Genomic DNA, 22848 nt, shown 5'->3' with positions numbered 1-22848 from the left:
ACGTGGGGCGTCAGGCCACGTCGTTGTCCCGCTCGATCGCCTTGAGGCGGTTCCTGAGCCGGTAGCTGGGACCGTTGATGGAGATCACTTCGCAGTGATGGAGGAGACGGTCGAGGATGGCGGTGGCGAGGACCTCGTCGCCGAAGACCTGGCCCCATTCGCTGAAGGTCTTGTTCGAGGTCAGGATGATCGAGCCCTTCTCGTAACGCTTTGAGATGACCTGGAAGACCAGGTTTGCCTCGGCTCGTTCGAGGGGCTGGTAGCCGACCTCGTCGACGACGAGAACGCTTGGCCGCAGGTAGGTGCCGAGCTTGTTCGTCAGACGTCCGGCGGCTTCGGCGGTTTTGAGGTTGCGGACCATGTCGTCGAGGCTGGTGAAGTAGATCGAGTAGCCGGCCCGGCAGGCCGCGACCGCGAGAGCGACGGCGATGTGTGTCTTGCCGACCCCGGGCGGCCCGAGCAGGGCGGCGTTCGCCTTGCCGTCGACGAACGAGAGGGTGGCCAGGTCCTTGACCTTGCGCGGGTCGAGGTCGGGCTGGAAGGAGAAGTCGTACTCGTCGAGTGTCTTGTGGTGCGGCAGCCGGGAGAGCCGCAGGCCCTGGCGGAAGCGGCGGTCGTCACGGACGGCGAGTTCCTCTGACAGCACCAGGTCGAGGAAGTCGAGGTAGCCCATCTTGCCCTCGTCGGCCCGCCGCGTGTACTCGTTGATCGTTTCGGCCAGGTGGGGCAGGCCGAGCTTGCCGGCCGTATTGCGGATGCGGGTGGAGACCAGCTCGCTCAAGACGTTTCCCTCGTGCTCGGACGGGTGGTGAAGGGACGGGTGCCGGTCAGCTCGTCATAGACCGACAGCGGACGGCGGCCGACCTCGACGCGGGTGGCCGCGGCCCGGTTCAGCAGGGCCTGCAAGGGTCCGGCCTCCTCGCCCAACGGACGTTCATGGCGAGGCCGTGGCAGGACATCGCCGGTGGTGGTGCGGCGTCCCTTGCCGGTGGGCAGACCGTCCCAGTGGGCCTCTTCGACGACGCGAACCCCGCGGCCGATCGCCCGCGGATGGGTGGCCAGCAGCGTTTCGCCGCTGGTGTCCGCGATGGTGGAATGCAGCATGACCTGCGATTTCGTGGCCCTGATCTCCACCAGCTGACGCGGTCGGACCTTGCGGGCGGGCACCGAGTAGAGGTTGCCGCCGAAGGCGACCAGGCAGTCCTTGCCGACCGGTCGCAGATGCCGTTCGGCCACCAGATACGGAGTCTCCGGCAGCGGTTTGAGGGCCATGTGGTCGCGGGCCGCCCGCTCGCCGATGATCTGCTGGTGAGTCCTGTGGGCCTGAGCCCGTCGCTGCGGCACCCAGGTAGTGAAGGCGGCGTCCATCTCCTCGACGGAGGAGAACGACCGGCCGGACAGGACGTGGTCACGGACGATGAGGACCTGCCGTTCGACGCGTCCCTTGCCGGTGGGCCGGTAGGCGGCCAGGACGTCGATGTCGAAGTCGTAATGGCCGGCGAAACCGACCGCTTCCGGATGCAGCGGGACCGCCTCGCCCGGAGCGACATGGCGGCGGACGACGGTCTTCGTGCGGTCGTAGACGATCGTCATCGGGACGCCGCCGAAGTGGGCGAAGGCCCGTCGGTGGCAGTCGAAGAACGTCTGGAGGTCCTGGCTGGTGGTGAAGCAGCAGAACGGGTCTCGCGAGTACGACAGCGTCATGTGGAAGGAGTAGACCTTCGGAATGCCCATGTGGGCGAGGATCCTGCCCTCGTCGCCCCAGTCGACCTGGGCCTGGGCGCCGGGGATGACCTCGAACCGGCGGTGCATGCCGGCGAGTTCCTTCGGCGTGATGCCGAGTTCCTCAGCGATGCGAGGCCGGGCTTCCTGAACGTAGAGCTTGACGCGCTGGTAGTTGCCGGTGAACCCGTACTCCGCAGCCAGCCGCCCGTGGATCACCGCGGCCTTCATCAGGATCTCCGCCCGCAGCATCGAGTCGACCAGCGGCGCGAACTCGTCGATCACCCTCGCCTTCGACCGCCCGTTCGGCGACCGTCGTGGCGGGGTCGCCGGACCTGGTGCCGACAGATACTTGCGGACCGTCTTCCGGTCCAGCCCAGTCTCCCGGGCCACCTCCGACAAGCTGATCGCCCCGGACTCCAGCAGACTCCGGAAGCGCCGCAATTCCAACCATCGATGCGGATCCAGGACCACCGCCGACCGCCTTCCGCCGCCTCTCACCGACCAAGCAGCAGAGTGCCGAGCAGCAGGTCTCAACGCATCAGCAACTGTCCCTTTTCATCCGTACGCGGGTGGGGACGTTCACGTGTACGCCGACACCAGTGTCCCCCGCAGCGCAGGTAGGAAGCCACTGGTCGCACGATTCGGCGGAATCTCACTGACGCGACAGAAGGCAGCGGTTCTCATGGACCGTCAAGTGGCCAACCCCCGCCCCAGAAGAGAGCTGATTACCCGGCTCTCGCGGGGGAAGTGCGAGCTATGCGGGACGCCGGAAGACGTGCGAGTGCACCACATCCGAAAGCTCGCCGACCTCAACAAGGGAGAGCCACCTACTGAATGGTGCCAGGTCATGGCAAAGAAACGGCGCAAGACTCTTGTCCCTCCCCTCGTAGCGTGAAGACCGTGACTGCAGGGGAAGTTGGGAGTCATGGCGGAGAAGCGACGGAAGTTCGACCCGGAGTTCCGCGAGGGGGCTGTGCGGATCGTCACGGAGACCGGCAAGACAGATCGCCGAGGTCGCCGAGGACCTGGGGATCAACGAGACCACCCTGGCGAGCTGGGTCTCCCGTGCCCGTCGGGCAGGGACCGCACCGGCCGGCGAAAGTGACGAGCTGGAGCGGTTGCGGCGGGAGAACGCCCAGCTCAAGCGGGACAACAAGGAACTGGTCATGGAGCGTGATGTCCTCAAACGCTGCATGGTCCTGTGGGTGAAGTAGCCGTGGCGGACCCGGCGTCCGTCGTCGGGGTGATCAGCGACTTCAGGACCGAGCACGGCATTTCGCACCGCGTCTCCTGCCGCGCCCTGGGCGTGAGTGAGTCGTGGTTCTACAAACACCGCACCCGTCAGCCCACCAGGCGTGAGCTGCGCAGACAGCATCTGATCGAAGCGGTGAAGGCAGAGTTCGACGCGTCCGGCGGCACCTACGGCTCGCCGAAGATCTGGATCAGGCTGGTGAGGCAGGGCTGGCGGGTCTCGGTGAACACCATCGCGAAGATCATGGCCGAGCTGGGCCTGGTCGCGCGGAAGGTGCGCAGACGGCGGGGGCTGACCCGGCCGGGCAGACGGCCGGCCGCCCCGGACTTCGTGCGCCGCGACTTCATCGCCGAGGCGCCCGACCTGGTCTGGTGCGGGGACATGACGGAGATCGAGACCGGTGAGGGCAAGCTGTATTTGGCCACGGTCATCGATCTGTTCTCCCGCCGCCTGCTCGGGTAAGCGATGGGTGCCCGTCACGATGCCGAACTGGTCGTCGCCGCTCTGCACATGGCCGCGGCGACTCGCGGCGGGGACGTCCGCGGTGTCATTTTCCATACGGACCGCGGCAGCGAGTACGGCTCTCGGAGGTTCCGCCGGGTCTGTCGCCGGCTGGGCGTCTTCCAGTCCATGGGACGGGTCGGCTCGTGCTTCGACAATGCCGTCAGCGAGGCATTCAACAGTGTGCTGAAGGTCGAGTACGTCCACCGGCACGCCTTCGCCACACGCACCGAGGCCCGAATCCGGATCGCGACCTGGATCACCGACTTCTACAACAGCCGTCGGCTACACAGCGTGTGCGGCTTCAAGAGCCCGATCGACTACGAAAACGACTACTGGTCCAGCCTCGGTGAGGGGCTGGCTGCATAGGAAGGTCTCCGCGATTCGAGGGGATTGACACTCTGGTGGTCTGCTCCGGTTGCCATGACGCAATCCACTCAGTAAAGCCAACCAGCGGCGTCATGAAATAGGTCACTGGAGAGCCCGTTACCGGGAAACTCGTACGGCGGGTTCGGAGGGGGCCGCGCGGAAAAGGGCCTGCACATGGCAAGCACCTCGTCGCGCGGCCTACCCAACCAACCGCCTCAAGCAGTGGCGCGGCCTGGCCACACGAACCGACAAGCTTGCGATCGCCTACCAGGCCCACAAGCCCTTGACCGAACAGATGGAGGCACCCCCGGAGCTACAGCCCGGGCTGGGGATGTGGTGCGTCAGATGTGCTGCCCAGCGTCGAGCAGGGCGAGGGCGTTGTTTATCCCCTGATCGAGGAGCTCATGGGCGAGTTGCGTGTCGGTCAAGGCGCGTGCAAGCTGCAGCGTCCCGGCCATCAGGCCGAGGAGGCTGAGCGCCTTCACGCGCGCGGAATTCGGGGCTTCGGGCGCCATACGGGCGGCAATTCCGTCGATGAGGACCAGCACACCGTCGGTGTACGCCTGCCTGGTTGTGTCGGTGCAGCGCCCGATCTCGTCGAGCAGAGCGGCGTTGGGGCAGCCGTCGCCAAGGCTTTCGCGATGCTGGGGTGACAGGTACCCGCGCACAATCTGCTCGAGTCCGGCCCGGCCAGGCGCAGCCCGCGCGACGACGCTCTCGGCCTGCGCCTGCAACTGGTCGGCGATTGCCGTGGTGACGAGGTCATCTTTGGATTCGAAGTGAGCGTAGAATGCCCCGTTGGTCAGCCCCGCGTCCTTCATGAGCGTCGAGACCCCGGAGCCGTCGATACCGTCTTGCTTGAATCGGCGACCCGCTGTCTCGATGATCCGCCGCCTCGTCTCCACCTTGTGCTCTTTCGCGTACCGCACCACAGCACACGCTCCTTCGCCGGCCGGAAGAGCCGGTTGCCCTTCACCGACTCACCAGTCTATGGTATTGCGAACGTAATCCAAAGGGTCGCCGACGGCGACGGTCGGCCGCCTCGCCACCTGCCGCCCTCTGGAGCAGGGGCGACAGGCCAGCGACGGGCTTTCATCATCAGGGCTGCCACGGACGCAGCGCCTGGACTCGCCATCTTCGGCAAGACTCATGGCGTCGGCCGTCAACAGAATCCTCGCCGGCCACCCCACTGGGGCCCTGGCGCTCATCCCTGGAAACGCCGTCGACTGGTTCCTGTCCGCTGCGATCCGACGCGTGCCCGTCGGAAGCGCGGGGCGCGCTCTGCACCTCTTGGAGCGCTCCCCGCTTGCAATCGCCGCTGCAACGCCAGTGCCAAGCGCCCGAGAGGAATGCCTCTCCGGGCGCCCAGACATGCTGCGACACATCAGCCTCACAACCGACGAGTCACCAACAGACAATGGACCGCTGCCGAGTGACATATCGATGCACCCGCTCTCCCGGCTGCCCCACGGCCCGGGGTCCTACCTGCGGACTCAGACCTCATCGAGACCTTCTACAACCGCCGCTGCCTGCGCAAGCACAAGATTTTCGGCTACCTCACCCCAGCCGAGACCAGGCAGCGGCAACAGCACGCCCTCGCTGCATAACCATCGAGTGTCCGAGATCACGGGGAAACTTCAGCCGTTGGTCAGGCCGGCGTCTTTCATGAGGGTGGCGACTCCGGAGCCGTCGATGCCGTTGCGCTTGAGCCAGCGGCAGGCTGTGGGCTGCTACCTCCGATTCGCCCGGTGGCGAGTGCTCGCGCGTACGTTTCACGATTCAGCAGAGGAAGCTCGCCAGTGGCGTCCGTGGTGGCGATGTACTCAAGCAGCCGCTCCTGACCTTCCTTCGATTGGTCTCTGACCAGGAACTCGGCGTGCTCGAACTGCAAGCCGTCCTCCAGCGACAGGGAACTGCCGAAGTAGATGGATCGCTTGATGGCTCCGAGAGATTTCTTCGAGCGTAGGCTCAGGTACTCTGCGCGCTCGATCGCCCTGCCGAGGACCTCTTCCTGTGGCACCACTTCGTCGACCGCACCGAGCGCGAGAGCCTCTGCGGGCGTGAACGGCCTGCCTTCGAGAACGGCGACCAACGTCTGCTGTGTACCGATCAGACGAGGCAGTCGCTGAGACCCGCCGCCGCCCGGTGTCAGTCCGAGCAGGACTTCTGTCAGGCCGATGACATGCTCTCCGTCTGCCATGATGCGCAGATCACAGGCAAATGCCAGTTCCGCGCCGACTGCAAGGGCCGAACCGTTGAGTGCCGCGACGAAGATCGTGCCGCTTGCATTCATCTTCAGGAAGGTGGCATGGAAGCTGTCGAGCTGCAGAAGTGACTTGAGCCGGGTCATTCCCGCGAGCGTCCTGACGATCGGCACCCTGTTGATGAGCCTCGCCGTACGCGCTGCGAGCTTGGCGAAGCGCGTGTTGATCGGCGGGAATCCAGTGCCACCTGCTTGTAGCCAGCGCGCATCGGAATGACTCAGGAAGCGGTCAGGATGCGTACCGGTGAAGACGACCGCGTGGATGTCCGGATCGCGGTCTGCACGATCGACCAACTCTTTCAGCTGCTTGGAGATCTCGGGATCGAACAACGCATGCGGGCCTCCGTGGAAACGGGCGACAAGCACCCCCGCGTGGCCCTCGACGGCAATGTGTCCTGCGGACTGCGAGCTACTTCGCGACGTGTCCATGTGGTCCTCCGATGGGTTGGTTGTGGTGGGGAGTTTCCGGTGCTCGCGCGGGTCACGCTCCTCCTGAGACGGCGACGCGTTCTGTGCGCGGAGGGCTTGGCGGCCGGGCCACCGGGGGCGGCAGGTCGGGCGTGGTCATGCCACACGGATGACGACCTTGTCGGCCTTGGTGCGTCCTTGGTGCGTCCTTGCCGAGGTGGGCCATGGCTTCGCAGATCTGGCCGAAGTCGAACGCGGAGTCCACGAACGGCCGGATGATCTCGGCGGCGAGTTCGCGGAGTCGGTCGCCGCCGGCCTTCATGAACAGGTACGAGTACGTCACCTGGTGCCGTCGAGCACGTCGGCGGATCCGGTAGCTCAGGGCGGCCACGGCCAGCCGGACGACGGTATGGGCGCCGCCCTCCCGGGTGAACGCGGGGTCGGGTGGCCCGGTAGTGATGATGACGGTCCCGCCCCGCTTCAGCACCCGCGGTGCCTTGTCGAGACCCTTGCACCACCGGATCCGCCGACATCCCGTCCTTGCTTCCGGTTTCGATGATCGCGGTCGCCATGTCGTCTCCCGCGGTACGCGCGAGTGCGCCGACCGCGTCCGACGTTACGGACAGCGAGCTGCAAGCGGATCTGTCACCGTATCGGTCACGGAGACGGCGAGTTCGCCCCGCAGGTATGCACACCTCCCGATCGGCGGCCGAATCGTCGTGGGGATCCGGGTGGCCAAGCATCTCGAGGGCGCGACCGGCAGCACGACGAAGCGGCACCCAGCTCCTCTGGGTGCCTCAGCCCTACGAATTACTGCGACCGACCCAGGAAGGCACGTAGAGCACGACAAATGGATCGCCCGTCCCCCGCCGGTACCTGACGCCTGAAGGCGCCATGGGGCGCCGTGTCGTCGGGCAGACCTCGTAGATCGTCTGCTTCAGCCCCGACGCCATGGCATGATCTCGTTGAAAGTTGGCATTCACGCCATGGCACTGCGGAGGGGTGGGCGTCGACGCTGGACGCATGACGAATCCCGATACCGCCACGATGCGCGCCATCCGCCAGGACACCCACGGCTCCCCCGAGGTACTCAAGGAGGTTGAACTTCCCCGGCCCGAGCCGGGGTTGAGTGAGATCCTGATCGCCGTCCGCGCGGCCGGCGTCAACCCGACCGACTGGTGGAACCGCGCCCAGCCCATGACCGCAGGCGGCCTGCCCCTCATCCTGGGCTGGGACGTCTCCGGAGTCGTCGAGGCGGTTGGCATCGGCGTCACCCTGTTCAAGCCGGGCGACGAGGTCTTCGGCATGCTGCCCTACCCCCACGGGGTCGGTTCGCACGCCGAGTACGTGACCGGCCCGGCCCGCGCCTTCGTCCACAAGCCCGCCGGTATCGACCACGTCCAGGCCGGCGCGCTCCCGCTCGCGGCCCTGACCGCCTACCAGGTACTCGTCGACACCGCTGATGTCCAGCCCGGGCAGCGTGTCTTCATCCACGCGGCGGCCGGCGGCGTCGGCCATCTCGCCGTCCAGATCGCAAAGTCCCGCGGCGCGTACGTCATCGGCACGGCCAGTGCCGCCAAGCACGACTTCCTGCGCTCCCTGGGAGTGGACGAGGCCATCGACTACCACACGGTCGACTTCACCGAGGCAGTCAAGGACATCGACGTGGTCCTCGACTCGGTCTCAAGGGACACCACCGGCCGCGTCCGCTCCCTCGCCGTGCTGCGCTCGGGCGGCACTCTCATCTCGATCCTTCCGGCAGCGCCCATCGGCCCCGACGAGATGGCCGACTTCGCCGAGCGGGGCGTCCGCTTCGAGAGTCTCCTCGTCGAGGCCGACCGCGCAGGCATGCAAGCCATCGCCGACCTCGTCGAGACCGGCGCCCTGCGGGCCCACATCGAGGCCACCTTCCCACTCTCCGAGGCCGCCAGGGCCCACGCCCTGGGCGAGACCGGCCGCACCACCGGCAAGATCGTGCTGACTGTAGAAGAGGCGGGGAAGGCATAGAGACACGACCACGGCCCACCCACCTCTGCAGGGCGTCGAGTCGATCTCCGGGCAGAGGTGGAGCCTGAGGCGAGTCGGCCGACCACTTCGGTCAGCGCTTCGTAGGCGGTCCCACTGAGGTTGGGCGTCCCGGCGGCAACGTTCCCCTCCATGCGGGCCATGGTGAAGCAGCGGGGACGGGCAGCAGGTTCCGGCGAGCTGCGCTGCAGCCAGGCCAGAGCGGGTTTGGGCCCGGGTAGCGTTGTGCTCCCTGGCACCTGCCTCCAAGGGGCCGCCAGGCTTGGCGGCGGGGCGGGATCGTCGATCGGCCTGCACGGGCGACGTGCGTGCAGGCGCGGGGTACTCAGGATCGCGAGTGCCGACCGGGGGGACCCAGCGACTCGCCTCGCCGCACCTGATCTAGCGGCACACGCTGAAGGAGACCGCGGCCGAGCGGTGGGAAGCGCACCGCCTCCCACCGCGGCGCGGCCACCGTTGATGCGCAGTCACGACCTGTGCATCAACGGTGGCCGCACCCGGGCGGGGAAGAGGCGGAGAGAAAAGGACACCGACGGCATCGGGAAGCCGATGTGGCGCACCAGCTGGTCGCACCCGGTCAGATCTTCGTCTTCTCCCGGACCCACGCGCCGATCTGCGCTATAGCGGCGTCGACCTCCGGAACCCGGCCGGCGCCATAGACGTAGGAGTGCTGGCCTCCCGGCACCACCACGGTCGCCGTGTCGATTCCGGCGTCCTTGACCCGGGCGGCGAACTCCTCGTCCTCGCCGGCCAGGACCTCGTACGATCCCCAGGAGACAAGGGTCGGGGGCAGTCCGCTCAGGTCCGCCCGGTTCAGGTTGATCCTGGTGTCCGTGAACTCGATGCCCGTGCCGCCGATCCAGGCCTCTCGGAAGAAGGTCAGCAGTTCCTTGCTGAGTATCTTGTCCGTCTCGGCGTTGGTCACCATGGTCTCGTTGGCGATCTCGAGGTCGCACCAAGGGGAAATCGAGACGATGGCGCCGGGCAGGAGCTGCTTCTTGTCGCGGAGACGAAGCGCCAGGGCGACAGCGATGAACCCGCCGATCGAGTGGCCGATCGTGATGATGTTCGCCGGCTCGTACCCTTCGGAGATCAGCCAGTTGAAGGCCGCCTCCGCGTCGTCCACCTGGGCCGGGTACTTGTGTTCCGGTGCTCGCCGAAAGTCCAGGACCAGGACGGGGGCTCCTGCCGCCTTGGCAATATGGCCGGCGAGCTTACGGTCGACGAACGCCGACGACAGAACGGAGCCGCCGGCGTGGCCGTGCAGGAGGACGTAGTCGGTGTTGGCGTCGACGGGTTCGCACCAGATTCCCAGAACGCCGCCTGCGTCCACCTCCCGATAGGTGACACCTTCCGGCTCCCTGGCCGTGACATGGACGCCCTCCGACACGATGCGCATCGCATCCAACTCGGACTCGGGAACCGCCAGTCCGGCGAAGAACTCCGCGAACTCGGTCGCTTCCGGGCTCAGTTCAACAGCAGTGTGCTCAGACACGAGGCACCTCCATGGGGCCGTTGGGGGATACCGGCGCCAGAGCCGGTATCGCCGGGGTTTGTCAGGCGGTGAGGACGGGGTAGTCGGTGTAGCCGACCGCGCCGCCGCCGTAGAAGGTGGCGGGGTCGGGGGTGTTCAGCGCGGCGCCGGTGCGCACCCGCCCGACCAGGTCGGGGTTGGCGAGGGCCATCGAACCCACGGTGACGACATCGGTCAGACCGTCCCCGCCGTGTCCGAAGTGCAGGTACGCGAGGTCGAGAGGCGCGAGGGCGCGCGGGAGATGCGGGTCAGGTCACCTACAGCGACAGCGTGCGCTCGGCGAATGCGCCTATGGGGTCCTTGCCGAGCCCGGCGTAGACCCGTGTCCGCGCTGGAGCCGCGAGCTGCCGTCCCTGCGCCGATGACGATCCACGCGAGGTCGTTGCCAAGGATCAGGCGCCCATCGGGCAAGACCTGCTGGAACGCACCTACGCGGGCCTCTTCGCCCAGCGGTCCGAGGCCGGCGACCTTCACCCGGCCGAGCCAGTCGTGGGAGCACGACGGGCTCGGGCCAGTGGAGCTGTCGATCCGCAGCCGCTCGCGCCGCCGACCCCGGTACAGCAGCCGGACCAACCGGCCTACCAGCAGATCACGGCGCTGGACTGCCGCAGCCGACGCGCGCCGCTGCGGCGCGGTAGATGTGCGAGGCGATGGACATGGAGAGCACGCCCAGCGACATCAACAACACCCGACTGACTCAAGCGGCTGACCGGCTGCGGAATCCCGGTCGAGACGAGCAGGGCTTCTTCACCCGGCCGCGGCCGTGGGCGCCCGGCGACGCTGCGGCCGGCCCGTCCCCCCCCTGGCGAATGGGGGGAACGGGCAGCGACTCAGCTAGACCTTCTCAAGACTGCAACTGGGCGAAGAGCGTCGCCAGGTCGATGAGGCCCCAGTGCTCGGCGAGCTTCCCGTCGACCACCTTGAACATGCGCATCTCCAGCACCTGGATCGATCGGCCGGTGGCGGGAGTGCCGTTGAAGGGCCCGGTGTTCGTGCCGGTGAGGATGAAGCTGATCGCGAACCAGTCGTCCTCGGCGACGACACGGACCGGCGTAGCAGCGAAGTCGGGGACCGCGTCGAGGAACGACGCCAGCACCGCGCGGGTCTCCGCGAGGCCGGTGGTGGTTCCGTCGGCGGCGTGGGAGCGGAAGTCCGGCGTGTACAGGGCGAACAGGGCGTCGAGGTCACGCAGGTTGACGCGCCTGACGTACTCGTCCGCGATCTGGTGCAGGTCGGCGGTGGACGCCTGGGTTTCGACGTTCGAGGAAGACATGGGATTCTCCGATAGGGATGGACGGAGCGGCTCCGCCCGGGTGACGGACTGTGGAATCGGTTCGAACAGGCAGGAGAACGGCCCACATTGACTTGTGGCCATGCTTCTGTCGGCGGGCCATCTGTCCATACCGGCCCACCAGGACCGGGTACGGCCGGGGTTTGTCAGGCGGTGTGGGCCGGGTTCATCAGGCGGACAAAGTGGGGTAATCGGTGTAGCCGGCCTCGCCGCCGCCGTAGAAGGTGGCGGGGTCGGGGGTGTTGAGCGGCGCGCCGGTTCGTACACGCTCGACCAGGTCGGGGTTGGCGAGGGCCATCACGCCGACAGTGACGACATCGGCGAGGCCGTTTTCGACGTCCTTCGCGCGGGTGGCGATGTCGGTGCCGGCCCGGTTGAGGACCAAGGTCGTCGGCCACAGCTTGCGGAGGGTGTGCAGGAGTTCGTCGTCGCCGCCGTGGCCGATGTGCAGGTAGGCGAGGTCGAGCGGGGCGAGGGCGCGCACCAGTGCCGGGTACAGCTCGTGGGTGTCGCTCTCCGCGATGTCGTTGAACGGGTTGCCGGGAGAGATCCGGAAACCGGTGCGGCCGGCGCCGATCTCCTCGGCCACGGCGGTGGCGACCTCCACCGCGAAGCGGATGCGGTTGTCGATGGAGCCGCCGTAGCGGTCGGTGCGCTGGTTGGTGTTGCCGGCGAGGAACTGGTGCACCAGGTAGCCGTTGGCGCCGTGGATCTCGACGCCGTCGGCACCGGCCTCGATGGCGGCCGCGGCGGCGCGCCGGAAGTCCTCGACCGTCGCGGCGACCTCCTCGGTGGACAGTTCGCGCGGTACCGGCATCTCCTGCGGGCCGGACAGGGTGAACATGTCGCCCGCCGGCTGGACCGGGGAGGGGGCGACCGGCTGCCGGTGGTGGGGGGTGTTGTCCGGGTGGGACATCCGTCCGGCGTGCATGAGCTGGATGACGATGCGTCCGTCGGCCTTGTGTACGGCGTCGGTGACCTTGCGCCACCCGGCGATCTGCTCGTCATTGTGGATGCCGGGGGTGAGCAGGTAGCCCTGGCCGTCGGCGTTGGGCTGGGTGCCCTCGGTGATGATGAGGGCGTGCGAGGCGCGCTGGGCGTAGTACTCGGCGTTCAGCTCGGTGGGTATGCCTTCAGGGGTGGACCGGTCCCGTGTCATGGGGGCCATCGCCAGTCGGTGCGGCAGGGAGATCTCCCCGGCGATGATCGGGTTCCACAGTGCGTTCGACATGGATGTTCCTTTTAGTAAGGGTGAGAGAGCTGCGGGGCGGAGTGCTGCCCCGCAGGTGGCGCGTAGGCGGTGACCGGTCGGATGGGCCCGCTGACCTTCCCCGTGGAAGGCGAACCGCGCGGAGGGGCAGTGGACGGTGCGGACGGGCTTGCCGCGCGCATGACCACCGCCGTCGCGGTGCTGGATCCGGCTGTTCATGCGAGAGGGAGGCCGCCGGGCGTCTCGGTCCCCCTCTCGCGCCGGAGGCCCCATCGGTCGTGTGCGGCGGCGGCCGCGCCGTTGCCGCGAAGGGCCTCCCGTACGGGGGGTCGGAGTGGTGGTCAGCCGCGGTAGCGGTCGGCCGGGGCCTTCAGCGACAGGTTCGGGACGAGTGTCTGACGCGCCTTCTCGAACGACTCCCAGTCGCTGATCTGGGGCAGTGACGGAATGGTGACCAGTTCCCCCGCGTCGAGGCCGGCGAGCGCCGCGTCGACGACATCGTCAGCACTCATGATCCACTCATCCGGGAACGCCCCGAGATCGGCACCGGAACCGTCCCAGAACTCCGTGCGGACAGCACCCGGCAGCACAGCCTGCACCACGACCGGGCTCTCGGCGAGTTCCTGCTGCAGAGCCTGGGAGAACGTCAGCACATAGCTCTTCGTACCGCTGTAGACGGCGCTCACGGGCAGGATGTTGAGAGCCAGCGCGGAGGAGACGTTCACCACCGTGCCCCGCCCGCGGGCCGTCAGGCCCGGCAGGACCGCGGTGGTCAGCCTGGTCAGCGAGGTCACGTTGAGGTTGATCAGCGCCTCGGAAGCCGCCGCGTCGGAGACCGCCAGCGGCGTGAACAGCCCCCCACCGGCGTTGTTGACCAGTATCTCGACGCTCTCGTCGGTCCGCAGACGCTCCTCGACCACCGAGATCTGCGCCGCATCGGTGAGATCCGCGGCGACGATGTCCACCGCACGGCCCGTTCGGCCGCGGATGTCCGCCGCCAGCGTCTCCAGCCGCGCAGCGTTGCGGGCCACCAGGACCAGGTCGTAACCCCGGTCGGCAAGCCGCTGCGCGTAAGCGGCACCCAGGCCGGCGGACGCGCCGGTGACGACAGCGGTCTTGTTCTGCGTAGTCATGGGGGATCTCATTTCTGGCTGGCGGGATGAGGAGAGGGGCCGGAGTGCCGACCTGGCTTTAGATTACGATAGCTATCTAAAGCGATCCGGTCAACGGCCGCGATCCCGCCCACCACCACCCCGCCCCACCCGCGACCGGAGACTGAGCGAATCCCCAGGCTCCACGCCTTCCGGTGGCAGGAAGCAGCGGCACGGCAGGAGGGCGTCGCGACCGGCCGCCCGGCACTTCGCGTACGATAGATGCACTTAACTATCTAACGTGGGCGGGTGAGTGATGAGTCGGGTTTCGCAGGCACAAGCGCTCGAGAACCGCAGGCGCGCGGTCGCCGCGGCCTCCAAGCTGTTCCGGGAACGCGGCGTGAACGGCATCAGCGTCGCCGATCTGATGAAGTCCATCGGGCTGACCACGGGTGGCTTCTACAAGCAGTTCCCGTCCAAGGAAGCGCTGGTGACCGAGGCGGCTCAAGCCGCTTTCGGGGACCTGGACGTACTCCTGGCGGGGTTCGACACGGACCACGGCGACCGCGAAACCGCGCGCGCCGCCCTCGTCGACTTCTACCTGTCGGCCGAGCACCGTGACCAGCCCGGAACCGGTTGCCCCACCGCCGGATTCGCCGGGGACATGGCTCGCGAGCCCACAGCCAGGGAGGTGCGCGAGACGTACGCGGGCGGAGTCCAGGAATTCGCCGCATGGATGAGTGCCGACGGCAACGACGGCCTCCCCATGGTGGCCACTCTGGTCGGCGCGATCCTGCTCGCCCGGGCCACGGCGGGCACGGAACTGTCGGAGAAGATCCTGGAATCGACCCACAAAGCGCTGACCGCACCACAGGGCCCCAAACCGGAATCCTGAGACGGGCCGTCCGACTACACCCACGCCACGGGGGGCGGACCTGAGCGCCCTGCGCTTCCTGGACCGCTCCCCGCCCACCAGCCCACGACCACGACGCCCGCGGCAGGCGGAGCGGCCGCCCCGACGGTCTGAACCCACCGGCTGAACAAGCCACCACGAACACCTGGCGCAATCACATTCAGCCCATGGGCCACATGCGAAACGCGGGGCCGGGGACGCACGATGCCTTCCGCCTGCACGACGTGGCCCCTCGCAGCGGATCCGCGCGTCGACATACGCGCCGCATCCGCGATGTCGCACCCATAGGGCAGGACCTTCCGGGTCGGCGCCATGACGATCGCCCCACCGCAGGAGCCCCATCACCACCGGGACGAGCCGCACCCGACCCGTGTCCGGCAGGGACCGGGGCCCACGCCAGCGCCCCGTAGGGCCGCGATCCACGCATCCATGAGGGGAGATCCCCCCTCTCCTGCGTTTACTTTTATATACTCAGCTAGTAGCGTCATGACCAGCACATCAACCCGGCCGCACACGAACGACGAGCGCCGGGGTCACCTGCGCGAAGAATCCCATCAACCACCGGAACACCCACACGGAAAGGCGGCCGGCATGAAGGCATTCGTCGTCGAGAAGTACGGCAAGGACGGCGTGCGCGCCGCCGAAGTACCAGAGCCCACGGTCGGGGCCCGCGACGTGCTGGTCAAAGTGAGCGCCGCCAGCATCAACCCGCTGGACAAACTGGTCCGCAACGGGGAATTCAAGCAGCTTCTGAAGTACAGGCGTCCGTTCGTGCTCGGCCACGACGTGGCAGGGGTCGTGACGCGGGTCGGTTCCGCCGTACACGGACTCAAGGTCGGCGACGAGGTCTACGCTCGTCCGCGCGATCTGCGGATCGGAGCCTTCGCGGAGTTCATCGCGATCGACGTGGACGACGTCGCGCCCAAGCCGGCCTCCCTCACCCTCCACGAGGCAGCCGCGGTGCCGCTGGTGGCCCTGGCCGCCTGGCAGCTTCTCATCGACAAGGCCCATGTGAAGCCGGGGCAGAAGGTGCTCATCCACGCCGGTGCCGGTGGCCTCGGCTCGACGGTGATCCAGCTCGCCAAGCACCTCGGCGCCACGGTGGCGACGACCACGGACACCGACACCGAGAAGTTGGTCAGGAGCCTCGGCGCCGACGTCGTCGTCGACTTCACCAAGGAGGACTTCTCGAAGGTGCTGTCCGGCTACGACCTCGTGCTGGACTCCGTGGGCGGAGCGAATCTCGAGAAGTCGCTGACCGTACTGAAGCCCGGCGGCCTGGCTATCAGCGTCGTCGGCCCGCCGGACGCCGGCTTCGCCAAGCAACTCGGTGCCCCCTCCTTCCTGGGCCTGGTCATGAACACTCTCAGCCGCAAGGTGCGGAAGCGGGCCAGGGCGCTGGGCGTGCGCTACCAGTTCTTCTTCATGCAGGCCAACGGCTCCCAGTTGCGGAAAATCGGTGCCCTCTACGACAGCGGAAAGCTCCGCCCGGTCATCGACAGCACCTTCCCGTTCGACCAGACGCTCGATGCGATGGCGCACGTCGAGCAGGGTCGCACCAAGGCCGGCAAGGTCGTGGTCTCAATGGTGCCCGACAACGGCTGAGAGCAGTCCGGCCGCAACCCCTCCGTCCGGCACGGTCACCGGAGGGGAGACGTCGCCGTCGGCCGATCCAGTGGCGACCACGGTCACGAAGGGCCGCCGCTGTAGCCGTCTCGGTGCCTCCTGTGCCATACGGCTCGCACGCCATCGGCTCGCGCAGCACGCGCCACACAGCTCCACGGACCGCCCCGCATGCGTGGGCGGACATGCTCAGGACAGCAGCGTCCGTCCGCCGAGCTACGCACGTCGCCAGTTGGGGGTGCGGTCCTTGTCGACCAGGGCCGCACGGACACCCTCCAGGAAGTCCGGCGTGCGGATGGTCGTGCGGGTGAGGGAGAGTTCGGCGGCGAGGCACTCACGCAAGGTGTGCTGCCTGCCCCGGGCCAGCAAGGCGTGAGTGATCTCCAGGCTCTGCGGTGAGGCGGACTCCAGGGCGGCCAGCGCGGCTGCCGCCCAGGGCGTGTCGAGGTCCCGCAGGCGTTTGTCGATCTCGCCGAGGGTCGGCGCGCCGAACGCCCAGTCCACGTCCCCGCGTGCCTTCGCCAGCCCGCTGCCCGCCACCGGGGAGCGGCTGGCCAGGCGATTCAGGACCACGTCCACCGGGTCGCCGGGGTTGCCGGCCAGGGCCTCCCCTACCGCGTCGAGCCCGTCCGCGGGGACGAAGTGCGTGGCCAGCCCCGTGTACAGGGCGTCGGCCGCGTCGAGCCGGTGCCCGGTCAGTGCCAGGTACATGCCGATCGCGCCGGGCAGCCTCGGCAGAAAGTAGCTGGCCCCGATGTCCGGGAAGAACCCGATCCCGGTCTCGGGCATCGCCAGCACCGCGCGCTCGCTGACGACGCGGAAGCTGCCGTGGACGGACAGACCGAGACCGCCGCCCATGCACAGGCCGTCGATGAGCGACACAACCGGCACGGGATACTCGGCGATCCGGGCGTTGAGCCGGTACTCGGAGGCGAAGAACCGCTCACTGGCCTCGGTATCCCCGGCGAGGCTGTACTCGCGGATCGTACGGATGTCTCCACCGGCACAGAACGCCTTCGGGCTGGTACTGGCGATCAGCACAGCGGACAGAGGTGTGTCCCCCCACGCGGCGAGCACACGGTCGATGGCGGCGACCATGCCTGTCGTCAGGGCGTTGAGTGCCTTGGGCCGGTTCAGCAGGATGCGGCCGACGCCCCGATGGACATCGGCGAGAATCTCGACCCCTGCGGTATCAGTCACGGTCGTCGCCTCGCCATCCGTGCGGACCTGCTGTCGTGGCCATCACGTTCCTCACTCACCGGCGGTCAGGCGTAGATCTGGGCGTAGAGATCCTGGATCTCGTTCACGGTGGGTACGACGGGGTTGTTGGCCGGGGATCCGGACGCGAGCGCCTGCTCTGCCATGAGGGGCGACAGGCGGAACCACTCGTCCTTGTCGATGCCGTGGGCTTGAGGTGTGGGCACCTCAAGATCCTTGCACAGGGCTCGGAGCGCCTCCACGAACCTCTCGACGGCCAGGGAGTCACTGTCGCCGTCGGTGGCGGCTCCGAGTGCACGGGCGCAGTCGCCGTACCGGCTCTCGGCGGCGGGCACGGAAAAAGCGGTCACCGCGGGGAAGAGCATCGCGTTCGACAGACCGTGGGCAACGTGGAAGTGAGCGCCGATCGGACGGCTCATGCCGTGCACGAGCGCCACGCTGGAGTTGGAGAAGGCGATGCCGGCCTGCGTCGCGGCGAGCATCATCGCCTCGCGTGCCACGAGGTCTCCCCCGTCGGCGTAGACGCGACGGAGGTGGTGGCCGATGGTCCGGATCGCGGTCAGGGCGAGGCCGTCGGAGAACGGGTTGGCCCTGCGGCTCACGTACGCCTCGACGGCATGAGTGAGCGCGTCGACACCGGTGTCCGCGGTCAGCCGGGCCGGCATCGACAGGGTGAGTTCGAAGTCGACGACGGCGGCGACCGGCAGGAAGACCGGCCCCGGGCAGAGCATCTTCTCGTCCGTGGCGCTGTCGGTGATGATGGTGAACTGGGTGGCCTCCGAGCCGCTGCCCGCGGTGGTCGGGACCGCGATCACCGGAAGCGCCGGACCGAGGCTGGTGTGCGGGGCCTTGTAGTCCCGCATCCGGCCGCCCTGGACGCCCAGCATGCCGAGGGCCTTGGCGGTGTCCATCGGGCTGCCACCGCCGAACCCGATCACCGAGTCCGCCCCGTGATCCCGCAGCACGGCCAGGCCCACCTCGAGCGAGTCGGTAGTCGGATCCGGGACGGTACCGGCGAACAGGCACGGCCGTAGTCCGACGTCCCTCAACACCGACATCAGGCGTTCCGCCGCACCGGTCCCGGCAAGGAACGCGTCCGTCACCAGCAAGGGGCGGCGCAGGCCCAACCCTGCGACGACGTCACCCAGTTCGCCGACAGCGCCGCCGCCGACGCGCAGGATCCGCGGGAGGGAAAGGCTGGCAACCATGGCGGCCCTTTCGGCAAGAACGGCGAGCATGTCGCGCCCACTGCCCCGACTGTGCGGCCCGCAGCATGTGCGAACAACCACCAATGGCGCACACCCACTGTGCGCAAGTGCAGATACGGTCGGGGCGTGCGCCCCCCTTTCCCGGACGAGAACCCTGTCCCGCAGCCGGCCGGCTCCCATCGCTCCGTCGATCCGCGCAGACTGCGTGCGGACGATCTGCGCTATCTGCTCGCGCTGTCCCGTACCGGACGCCTGGTGACAGCCGCCGACGCGCTCGGCGTGGATCACACCACCGTGTCACGCCGCATCGCCGCACTGGAGAAGAGCATCGGCCTGCGCCTCATCGAGCGCGGCCCGGAGGGATGGACGCTGACAGACATCGGGAGAGCGGTCTCGGAGAACGCCCGCGCGATCGAGGAGGCCGTCGACCGCGTCGCCGACACCGTGGCGGGTCAGGACTCGCCGTCCCTGCACGGAACGGTGCGCGTCAGCGCGCCCGACGGCTTCGGCACCGCCTTCGCCACACCCGCCCTCGTACGGGTACGCCGGCGGCACCCCCGCCTCCAGGTCGAACTCGTTACCGCGACACGGCAGCTCGCCCTGCGCCCGTCCGGTTTCGATCTCGCTGTAGTCATCGGCGTTCCCTCCAGCAGCCGCCTGGTGACCGAGCACCTCACCGACTACACGCTGGGGCTCTACGCCTGCGACGACTACTTGACCAAGTACGGCCGACCGGAGACGGCGGCCGAGCTGCGCGAACACCCGCTCATCTTCTACATCGAGTCCATGCTGCAGGTCAGCGACCTCGACATCGAGCGCCACCTTCCCGGCATCACCCCCGCCTTCTCCTCGACAAACGTCTTCGCCCAACTCGAAGCCACCCAGCAGGGAGCCGGCATCGGCGTCCTACCGGCCTTTCTGACCCAGCGGACGCAACTGCGCCGAGTGCTCCCCGACGAGATCGACATCCGGCTCCCCATCACTCTGGCCGTCCGCCGTGAGGCCGTGACGCACCCTGCCGTGCGCGCCCTGTGGGCTGCTCTACGGCATGAGGTCGCCGAACGGGCCGATGAACTACTTCCGGATTGATCGCTTGGGACTGGCGGGGGTCTGGTGTTGTCGTCGTCGGCGCGGGAGGCGACGTCTTCCTCCTCCGCCCCCTCATGAGCGTGCTGCGGGGGTGGCCCCGCAGCCTGAGAGGCCCTAACAGAAGTTGTTGAACAAGTGACTTTCGACTTGGGTGGTCGTTGGTCTGGTCGTGGGGAAACGTCAGTCGCGGCCGTGGATCGTGTCGGACGAACTGTGGTCGCTCATAGAGCCGTTACTGCCCGAGCCGGGGCCGAAGCTGGTGGCGGGCCGGCCGCGGGTGCCGGACCGACAAGCCCTGTGCGGGATCCTGTTCGTGCTGCACACGGGCATCCAGTGGGAGTACCTGCCCCAGGAGCTGGGCTTCGGCTCGGGCATGACCTGCTGGCGGCGCCTGGCTGCCTGGAACGAGGCCGGTGTGTGGGTGAAGCTGCACATGGCCACGTGCGGGCGGCCCGGCGGGGCCCAAAAGCGGTCCCAGCCCGGTCGACCGCGCACGGCCGGGCAGCAAGCACCACGTCCTTGTCGACGGGCAGGGCATCCCGCTCGCGGTGTCGCTGACCGGCGGCAATCGCAATGACGTCACTCAGCTGATCCCGCTGCTGGACAAGATTCCACCCGTGGCCGCCACGGTCGGGCGGCCGCGGAGACGGCCGGACATGCTCTTCGCGGACCGCGGCTACGACCATGACAAGTACCGGCGACTGCTGTGGAAACGCGGCATCCGGCCCGCGATCGCCGAACGAGGCCAGCCACACGGCTCCGGCCTGGGCATCTTCCGCTGGGTCGTCGAGCGCACCATCTCCTGGCTCCACGGCTTCCGCCGCCTGCGCATCCGCTGGGAACGACGCGACGACATCCATGAAGCCTTCCTCGGCCTCGCCACCTGTCTCATCACCCACCGACATGTCCAACGCCTTTGTTAGGACCTCTAAGTGGGCGGTTCGTGAGCTTTTGGGTTGATCTGGTGTCGCCTGATGGTGTGGTGGCGGGGCGGAACCCGCCGGTCCGCGGCTATTGATCTGTTGATGTGATCGGGTGAGTGAACGCAAGCCGTATCCGAGTGACTTATCGGACGAGCAGTGGTCGTTGATCGAGCCGGTGATCACCGCGTGGAAGGACCGGCACCGCTCTGTCAGCGGCCACCAGGGCGCCTACGACATGCGGGAGATCGTGAACGCGATCCTCTACCAGGGGCGGACCGGTTGCCAGTGGGCCTATCTCCCGCACGACCTGCCGCAGAAGAGCGCGACGTACTACTACTTCGCCGCGTGGCGGGACGACGGGACCGACCAGGTCATCCATGAACTGCTGCGCTGCCAGGTCCGGGAGCGCGCCCGGCGATTAGAGGACCCGACCCTGGTGGTCCTGGACACCCAGAGTGTCCATGTGGCCGCCGGGGTCCCCGCCGCCACGAGCGGCCACGATCCGGCCAAGCGGGTGCCGGGCCGCAAACGCGGCCTGGCCGTGGACGTCCTCGGCCTGGTCATCGCTGTCGTCGTCCTCGCCGCGAACACCCACGACAACACCGCGGGCATCATCCTGCTGGACCAGGTCGCCCAGCACGCCGGCGGAACCGTCCGCAAAGCCCTGGTCGACCAGGGCTTCAAGAACCAGGTCGTCCTGCACGGCGCCGGCCTGGGGATCGACGTCGAGATCGTCGCACGCAACCCGCAGGACAAGGGGTTCGTGCCGCAGCCGAAGCGGTGGAGGGTCGAGCAGACCTACGGGATCCTGATACTGCACCGGCGCCTGGTCCGCGACTACGAGCACCGCCCTCCTCCTCCGCCTCCCGCGTCTACTGGGCGATGACCCACGTCATGACCCGACGCCTCACCGGCGCGAACGCCCCCACCTGGCGCACGGCACAGGCGGTGGCAGCGTGAACATCCGGCCCCTGCTCGATGCCCTGGACCTCCAGGAAGACGCCGCCCGCGCCCTGGCCGACGACCTCCGCGCACAGATCGACGACCTGCAGACCCGGTGGCGGGAGGCCGAGACGCACCTGGAACACCTCACGATCACCCGCAAGACCGTCACCGGCCTCGCCGACCGGCTCCCAACCGTCGCGCCGGACCTGCCCGAGCACCCGGACTACCCCCGCATCCTCGCCGCCTTCAACCACACGACCGGGCCGCTACGGGCCAAGGACGTCTGCGAAGCCCTCGGCCACGAACTGCAACCGAAGAACGTCGAAGGCACCCGCGCCAAGCTGAAACGCCTGGTCAAACTCGGGATCCTCACCGAGGCCGACACCGGCAACTTCGCCAGGACGCAATAGCCGGCAGAACCTCCACCAGCGTCCTTGCTCCCACCTCAGCAAGAAACAGACATCACCTTACGAACCGCCCACTAAGCGATGTCGATGGCCATGCGGGTGCCTGAGGCGAGGGAGCCGCTGTACACACGGAGCGCGCGGCGTCCAGCGGCTCCTGCGTGCCGGCCACCATGTCACCGATGCGGGCGAAGCCGGTGCCCCGCCAACCGGCACACCGCGTCATTCCGAAGAAATGCGGAACTCGAATTCGGGACGGTCCCACGGCACGGCGGGCGGGTTCGCAAGCACGGTCCCGGTCCGCACCGCACCCACACGGTGGTAGAAGTCCTCGGCGGGAAGATGCGACACGACCTTGAGACGGTCGAGCCCGGCGGCTCGGGCCTCGGACTGCATGTGCGCCACGAGTTGCCGTCCAATACCCCGCCCTTGCGCTTCGTCGGCGACGAACAGCAGGTCGAGCTCCGGTGGCGCGAGGACGAGCGAGTAGAACCCGAGGACCCGGCCTCCGGGCTCGTCAGCACCAACGGCCACAAAGGCGCGGTGGGCCTCGATGTAATCAGGACCGACCCGGTAGCCCGCGACTGCGGCTGCGTACCTACCCTCGTAGGCGCTTGAGCCACGCACGAGCCGCGTGAGCCGTTTGGCGTCCCGCGCGACGGCCCTCCGTATCGTGATCGCCTGGCTGATCGGGGAAGTGCGTGAGCTCATCGGGAGAGTATTTCGCACCGGCGAATGCCTTCGTGCGGCGGGTCGGCTGCTCAGGCTGGCGTTCCTGCACCGCTCCCGGGAACCACGCGTGCGGAGCGCACCCGATCTCACGCCGAAGCCGCGCCGAAGCGCTTCGGTGCGGCTT

At 68.0% G+C, this 22848-nt stretch carries 19 protein-coding genes and 4 pseudogenes; 10 read left to right on the top strand and 13 right to left on the bottom strand.

What is annotated here, in order from left to right; translation table 11 throughout:
* Window positions 1–10: 10 nt before the first annotated feature.
* Both istB and istA read right to left on the bottom strand, forming a co-directional pair.
* Complete coding sequence (gene istB, locus K1J60_RS39680; protein ID WP_220650435.1) at window positions 11–781, bottom strand: IS21-like element helper ATPase IstB; 771 nt, start codon at window positions 779–781, stop codon at window positions 11–13.
* Complete coding sequence (gene istA, locus K1J60_RS39675; RefSeq protein WP_220650434.1) at window positions 778–2196, bottom strand: IS21 family transposase; 1419 nt, start codon at window positions 2194–2196, stop codon at window positions 778–780. The genes istB and istA overlap by 4 nt, the downstream gene beginning before the upstream one ends.
* Before the next feature lie 211 nt (window positions 2197–2407).
* Between istA and K1J60_RS47275 the strand changes: the two genes are divergently transcribed.
* From K1J60_RS47275 to K1J60_RS47270, 3 genes and pseudogenes are all read left to right on the top strand, one after another.
* On the top strand, window positions 2408–2620 hold the full coding sequence (locus K1J60_RS47275) for an HNH endonuclease (protein WP_398684336.1): 213 nt from the start codon (window positions 2408–2410) through the stop codon (window positions 2618–2620).
* Between the two features lie 76 nt (window positions 2621–2696).
* A pseudogene (locus K1J60_RS46970) lies at window positions 2697–2819 on the top strand (terminase gpP N-terminus-related DNA-binding protein); the annotation flags it as partial.
* A gap of 107 nt (window positions 2820–2926) precedes the next feature.
* A pseudogene (locus K1J60_RS47270) lies at window positions 2927–3847 on the top strand (IS3 family transposase).
* 341 nt (window positions 3848–4188) lie between these two features.
* Here K1J60_RS47270 and K1J60_RS39655 read toward each other — a convergent pair.
* The 3 genes from K1J60_RS39655 to K1J60_RS39645 all read right to left on the bottom strand — a co-directional run bounded on the left by K1J60_RS39655 (window position 4189) and on the right by K1J60_RS39645 (window position 7005).
* Entirely contained in the window at window positions 4189–4779 is a 591-nt protein-coding gene (locus tag K1J60_RS39655) for a TetR/AcrR family transcriptional regulator (RefSeq protein WP_220650431.1), read from the bottom strand.
* A gap of 731 nt (window positions 4780–5510) precedes the next feature.
* Window positions 5511–6440 carry an enoyl-CoA hydratase/isomerase family protein gene (locus tag K1J60_RS39650; protein WP_259408112.1) on the bottom strand — a complete coding sequence of 310 codons (930 nt, stop codon included), beginning with the start codon at window positions 6438–6440 and terminating at the stop codon, window positions 5511–5513.
* A 151-nt stretch (window positions 6441–6591) separates the two neighbouring features.
* On the bottom strand, window positions 6592–7005 hold the full coding sequence (locus K1J60_RS39645; protein WP_220650429.1) for an MDR/zinc-dependent alcohol dehydrogenase-like family protein: 414 nt from the start codon (window positions 7003–7005) through the stop codon (window positions 6592–6594).
* A gap of 560 nt (window positions 7006–7565) precedes the next feature.
* On the opposite strand from K1J60_RS39645, the gene K1J60_RS39640 reads away from it, so the two are divergent.
* Window positions 7566–8525 carry an NADP-dependent oxidoreductase gene (locus K1J60_RS39640; protein ID WP_220651910.1) on the top strand — a complete coding sequence of 320 codons (960 nt, stop codon included), beginning with the start codon at window positions 7566–7568 and terminating at the stop codon, window positions 8523–8525.
* A 595-nt stretch (window positions 8526–9120) separates the two neighbouring features.
* On the opposite strand, the gene K1J60_RS39635 is transcribed toward K1J60_RS39640, so the two are convergent.
* From K1J60_RS39635 to K1J60_RS39615, 5 genes are all read right to left on the bottom strand, one after another.
* Window positions 9121–10038, bottom strand: a complete 918-nt coding sequence (locus K1J60_RS39635; protein WP_259408111.1) for an alpha/beta hydrolase — start codon at window positions 10036–10038, stop codon at window positions 9121–9123.
* A 61-nt stretch (window positions 10039–10099) separates the two neighbouring features.
* A complete protein-coding gene (locus K1J60_RS47265; protein WP_398683933.1) occupies window positions 10100–10228 on the bottom strand; it encodes a hypothetical protein in 129 nt (42 codons plus the stop codon).
* A gap of 693 nt (window positions 10229–10921) precedes the next feature.
* Complete coding sequence (locus K1J60_RS39625; protein ID WP_220650428.1) at window positions 10922–11350, bottom strand: ester cyclase; 429 nt, start codon at window positions 11348–11350, stop codon at window positions 10922–10924.
* Between the two features lie 187 nt (window positions 11351–11537).
* On the bottom strand, window positions 11538–12599 hold the full coding sequence (locus K1J60_RS39620) for an alkene reductase (RefSeq protein WP_220650427.1): 1062 nt from the start codon (window positions 12597–12599) through the stop codon (window positions 11538–11540).
* 320 nt (window positions 12600–12919) lie between these two features.
* Entirely contained in the window at window positions 12920–13711 is a 792-nt protein-coding gene (locus K1J60_RS39615) for an SDR family NAD(P)-dependent oxidoreductase (protein ID WP_220650426.1), read from the bottom strand.
* A gap of 274 nt (window positions 13712–13985) precedes the next feature.
* On the opposite strand from K1J60_RS39615, the gene K1J60_RS39610 reads away from it, so the two are divergent.
* On the top strand, window positions 13986–14564 hold the full coding sequence (locus tag K1J60_RS39610; protein WP_220650425.1) for a TetR/AcrR family transcriptional regulator: 579 nt from the start codon (window positions 13986–13988) through the stop codon (window positions 14562–14564).
* Between the two features lie 609 nt (window positions 14565–15173).
* Entirely contained in the window at window positions 15174–16187 is a 1014-nt protein-coding gene (locus tag K1J60_RS39605; protein ID WP_220650424.1) for an NADP-dependent oxidoreductase, read from the top strand.
* Window positions 16188–16421: 234 nt separating this feature from the next.
* Here K1J60_RS39605 and K1J60_RS39600 read toward each other — a convergent pair whose 3' ends face one another.
* Together K1J60_RS39600 and K1J60_RS39595 are read right to left on the bottom strand one after the other, a co-directional pair.
* Window positions 16422–17405, bottom strand: coding sequence for an enoyl-CoA hydratase/isomerase family protein (locus tag K1J60_RS39600; protein WP_220650423.1), 984 nt, complete (start codon window positions 17403–17405; stop codon window positions 16422–16424).
* Between the two features lie 65 nt (window positions 17406–17470).
* Window positions 17471–18631 (bottom strand): iron-containing alcohol dehydrogenase, encoded by a 1161-nt coding sequence (locus K1J60_RS39595; RefSeq protein WP_220650422.1) that lies wholly within the window; start codon window positions 18629–18631, stop codon window positions 17471–17473.
* Window positions 18632–18757: 126 nt separating this feature from the next.
* On the opposite strand from K1J60_RS39595, the gene K1J60_RS39590 reads away from it, so the two are divergent.
* From K1J60_RS39590 to K1J60_RS39575, 4 genes and pseudogenes are all read left to right on the top strand, one after another.
* On the top strand, window positions 18758–19720 hold the full coding sequence (locus K1J60_RS39590; protein WP_220650421.1) for a LysR family transcriptional regulator: 963 nt from the start codon (window positions 18758–18760) through the stop codon (window positions 19718–19720).
* 169 nt (window positions 19721–19889) lie between these two features.
* Window positions 19890–20643, top strand: a pseudogene (locus K1J60_RS39585) (IS5 family transposase).
* A gap of 112 nt (window positions 20644–20755) precedes the next feature.
* A pseudogene (locus tag K1J60_RS39580) lies at window positions 20756–21603 on the top strand (IS5 family transposase).
* A complete protein-coding gene (locus tag K1J60_RS39575) occupies window positions 21600–21998 on the top strand; it encodes a hypothetical protein (protein ID WP_220647302.1) in 399 nt (132 codons plus the stop codon). Before K1J60_RS39580 ends, K1J60_RS39575 begins: the two are co-directional and overlap by 4 nt.
* Before the next feature lie 216 nt (window positions 21999–22214).
* Here the strand turns inward: K1J60_RS39575 and K1J60_RS39570 are convergent, their stop codons facing one another.
* The gene (locus K1J60_RS39570) at window positions 22215–22703 is read right to left on the bottom strand and encodes a GNAT family N-acetyltransferase (protein WP_220650420.1); all 489 of its coding nucleotides are present in this window, start codon (window positions 22701–22703) and stop codon (window positions 22215–22217) included.
* Window positions 22704–22848: the final 145 nt, after the last annotated feature.

The organism is Streptomyces akebiae, assembly GCF_019599145.1.
Taxonomy (GTDB): domain Bacteria; phylum Actinomycetota; class Actinomycetes; order Streptomycetales; family Streptomycetaceae; genus Streptomyces; species Streptomyces akebiae.
The sequence above is the reverse complement of the archived record's forward strand: the minus strand, read 5'-3'. Positions and strand labels throughout refer to the sequence as shown.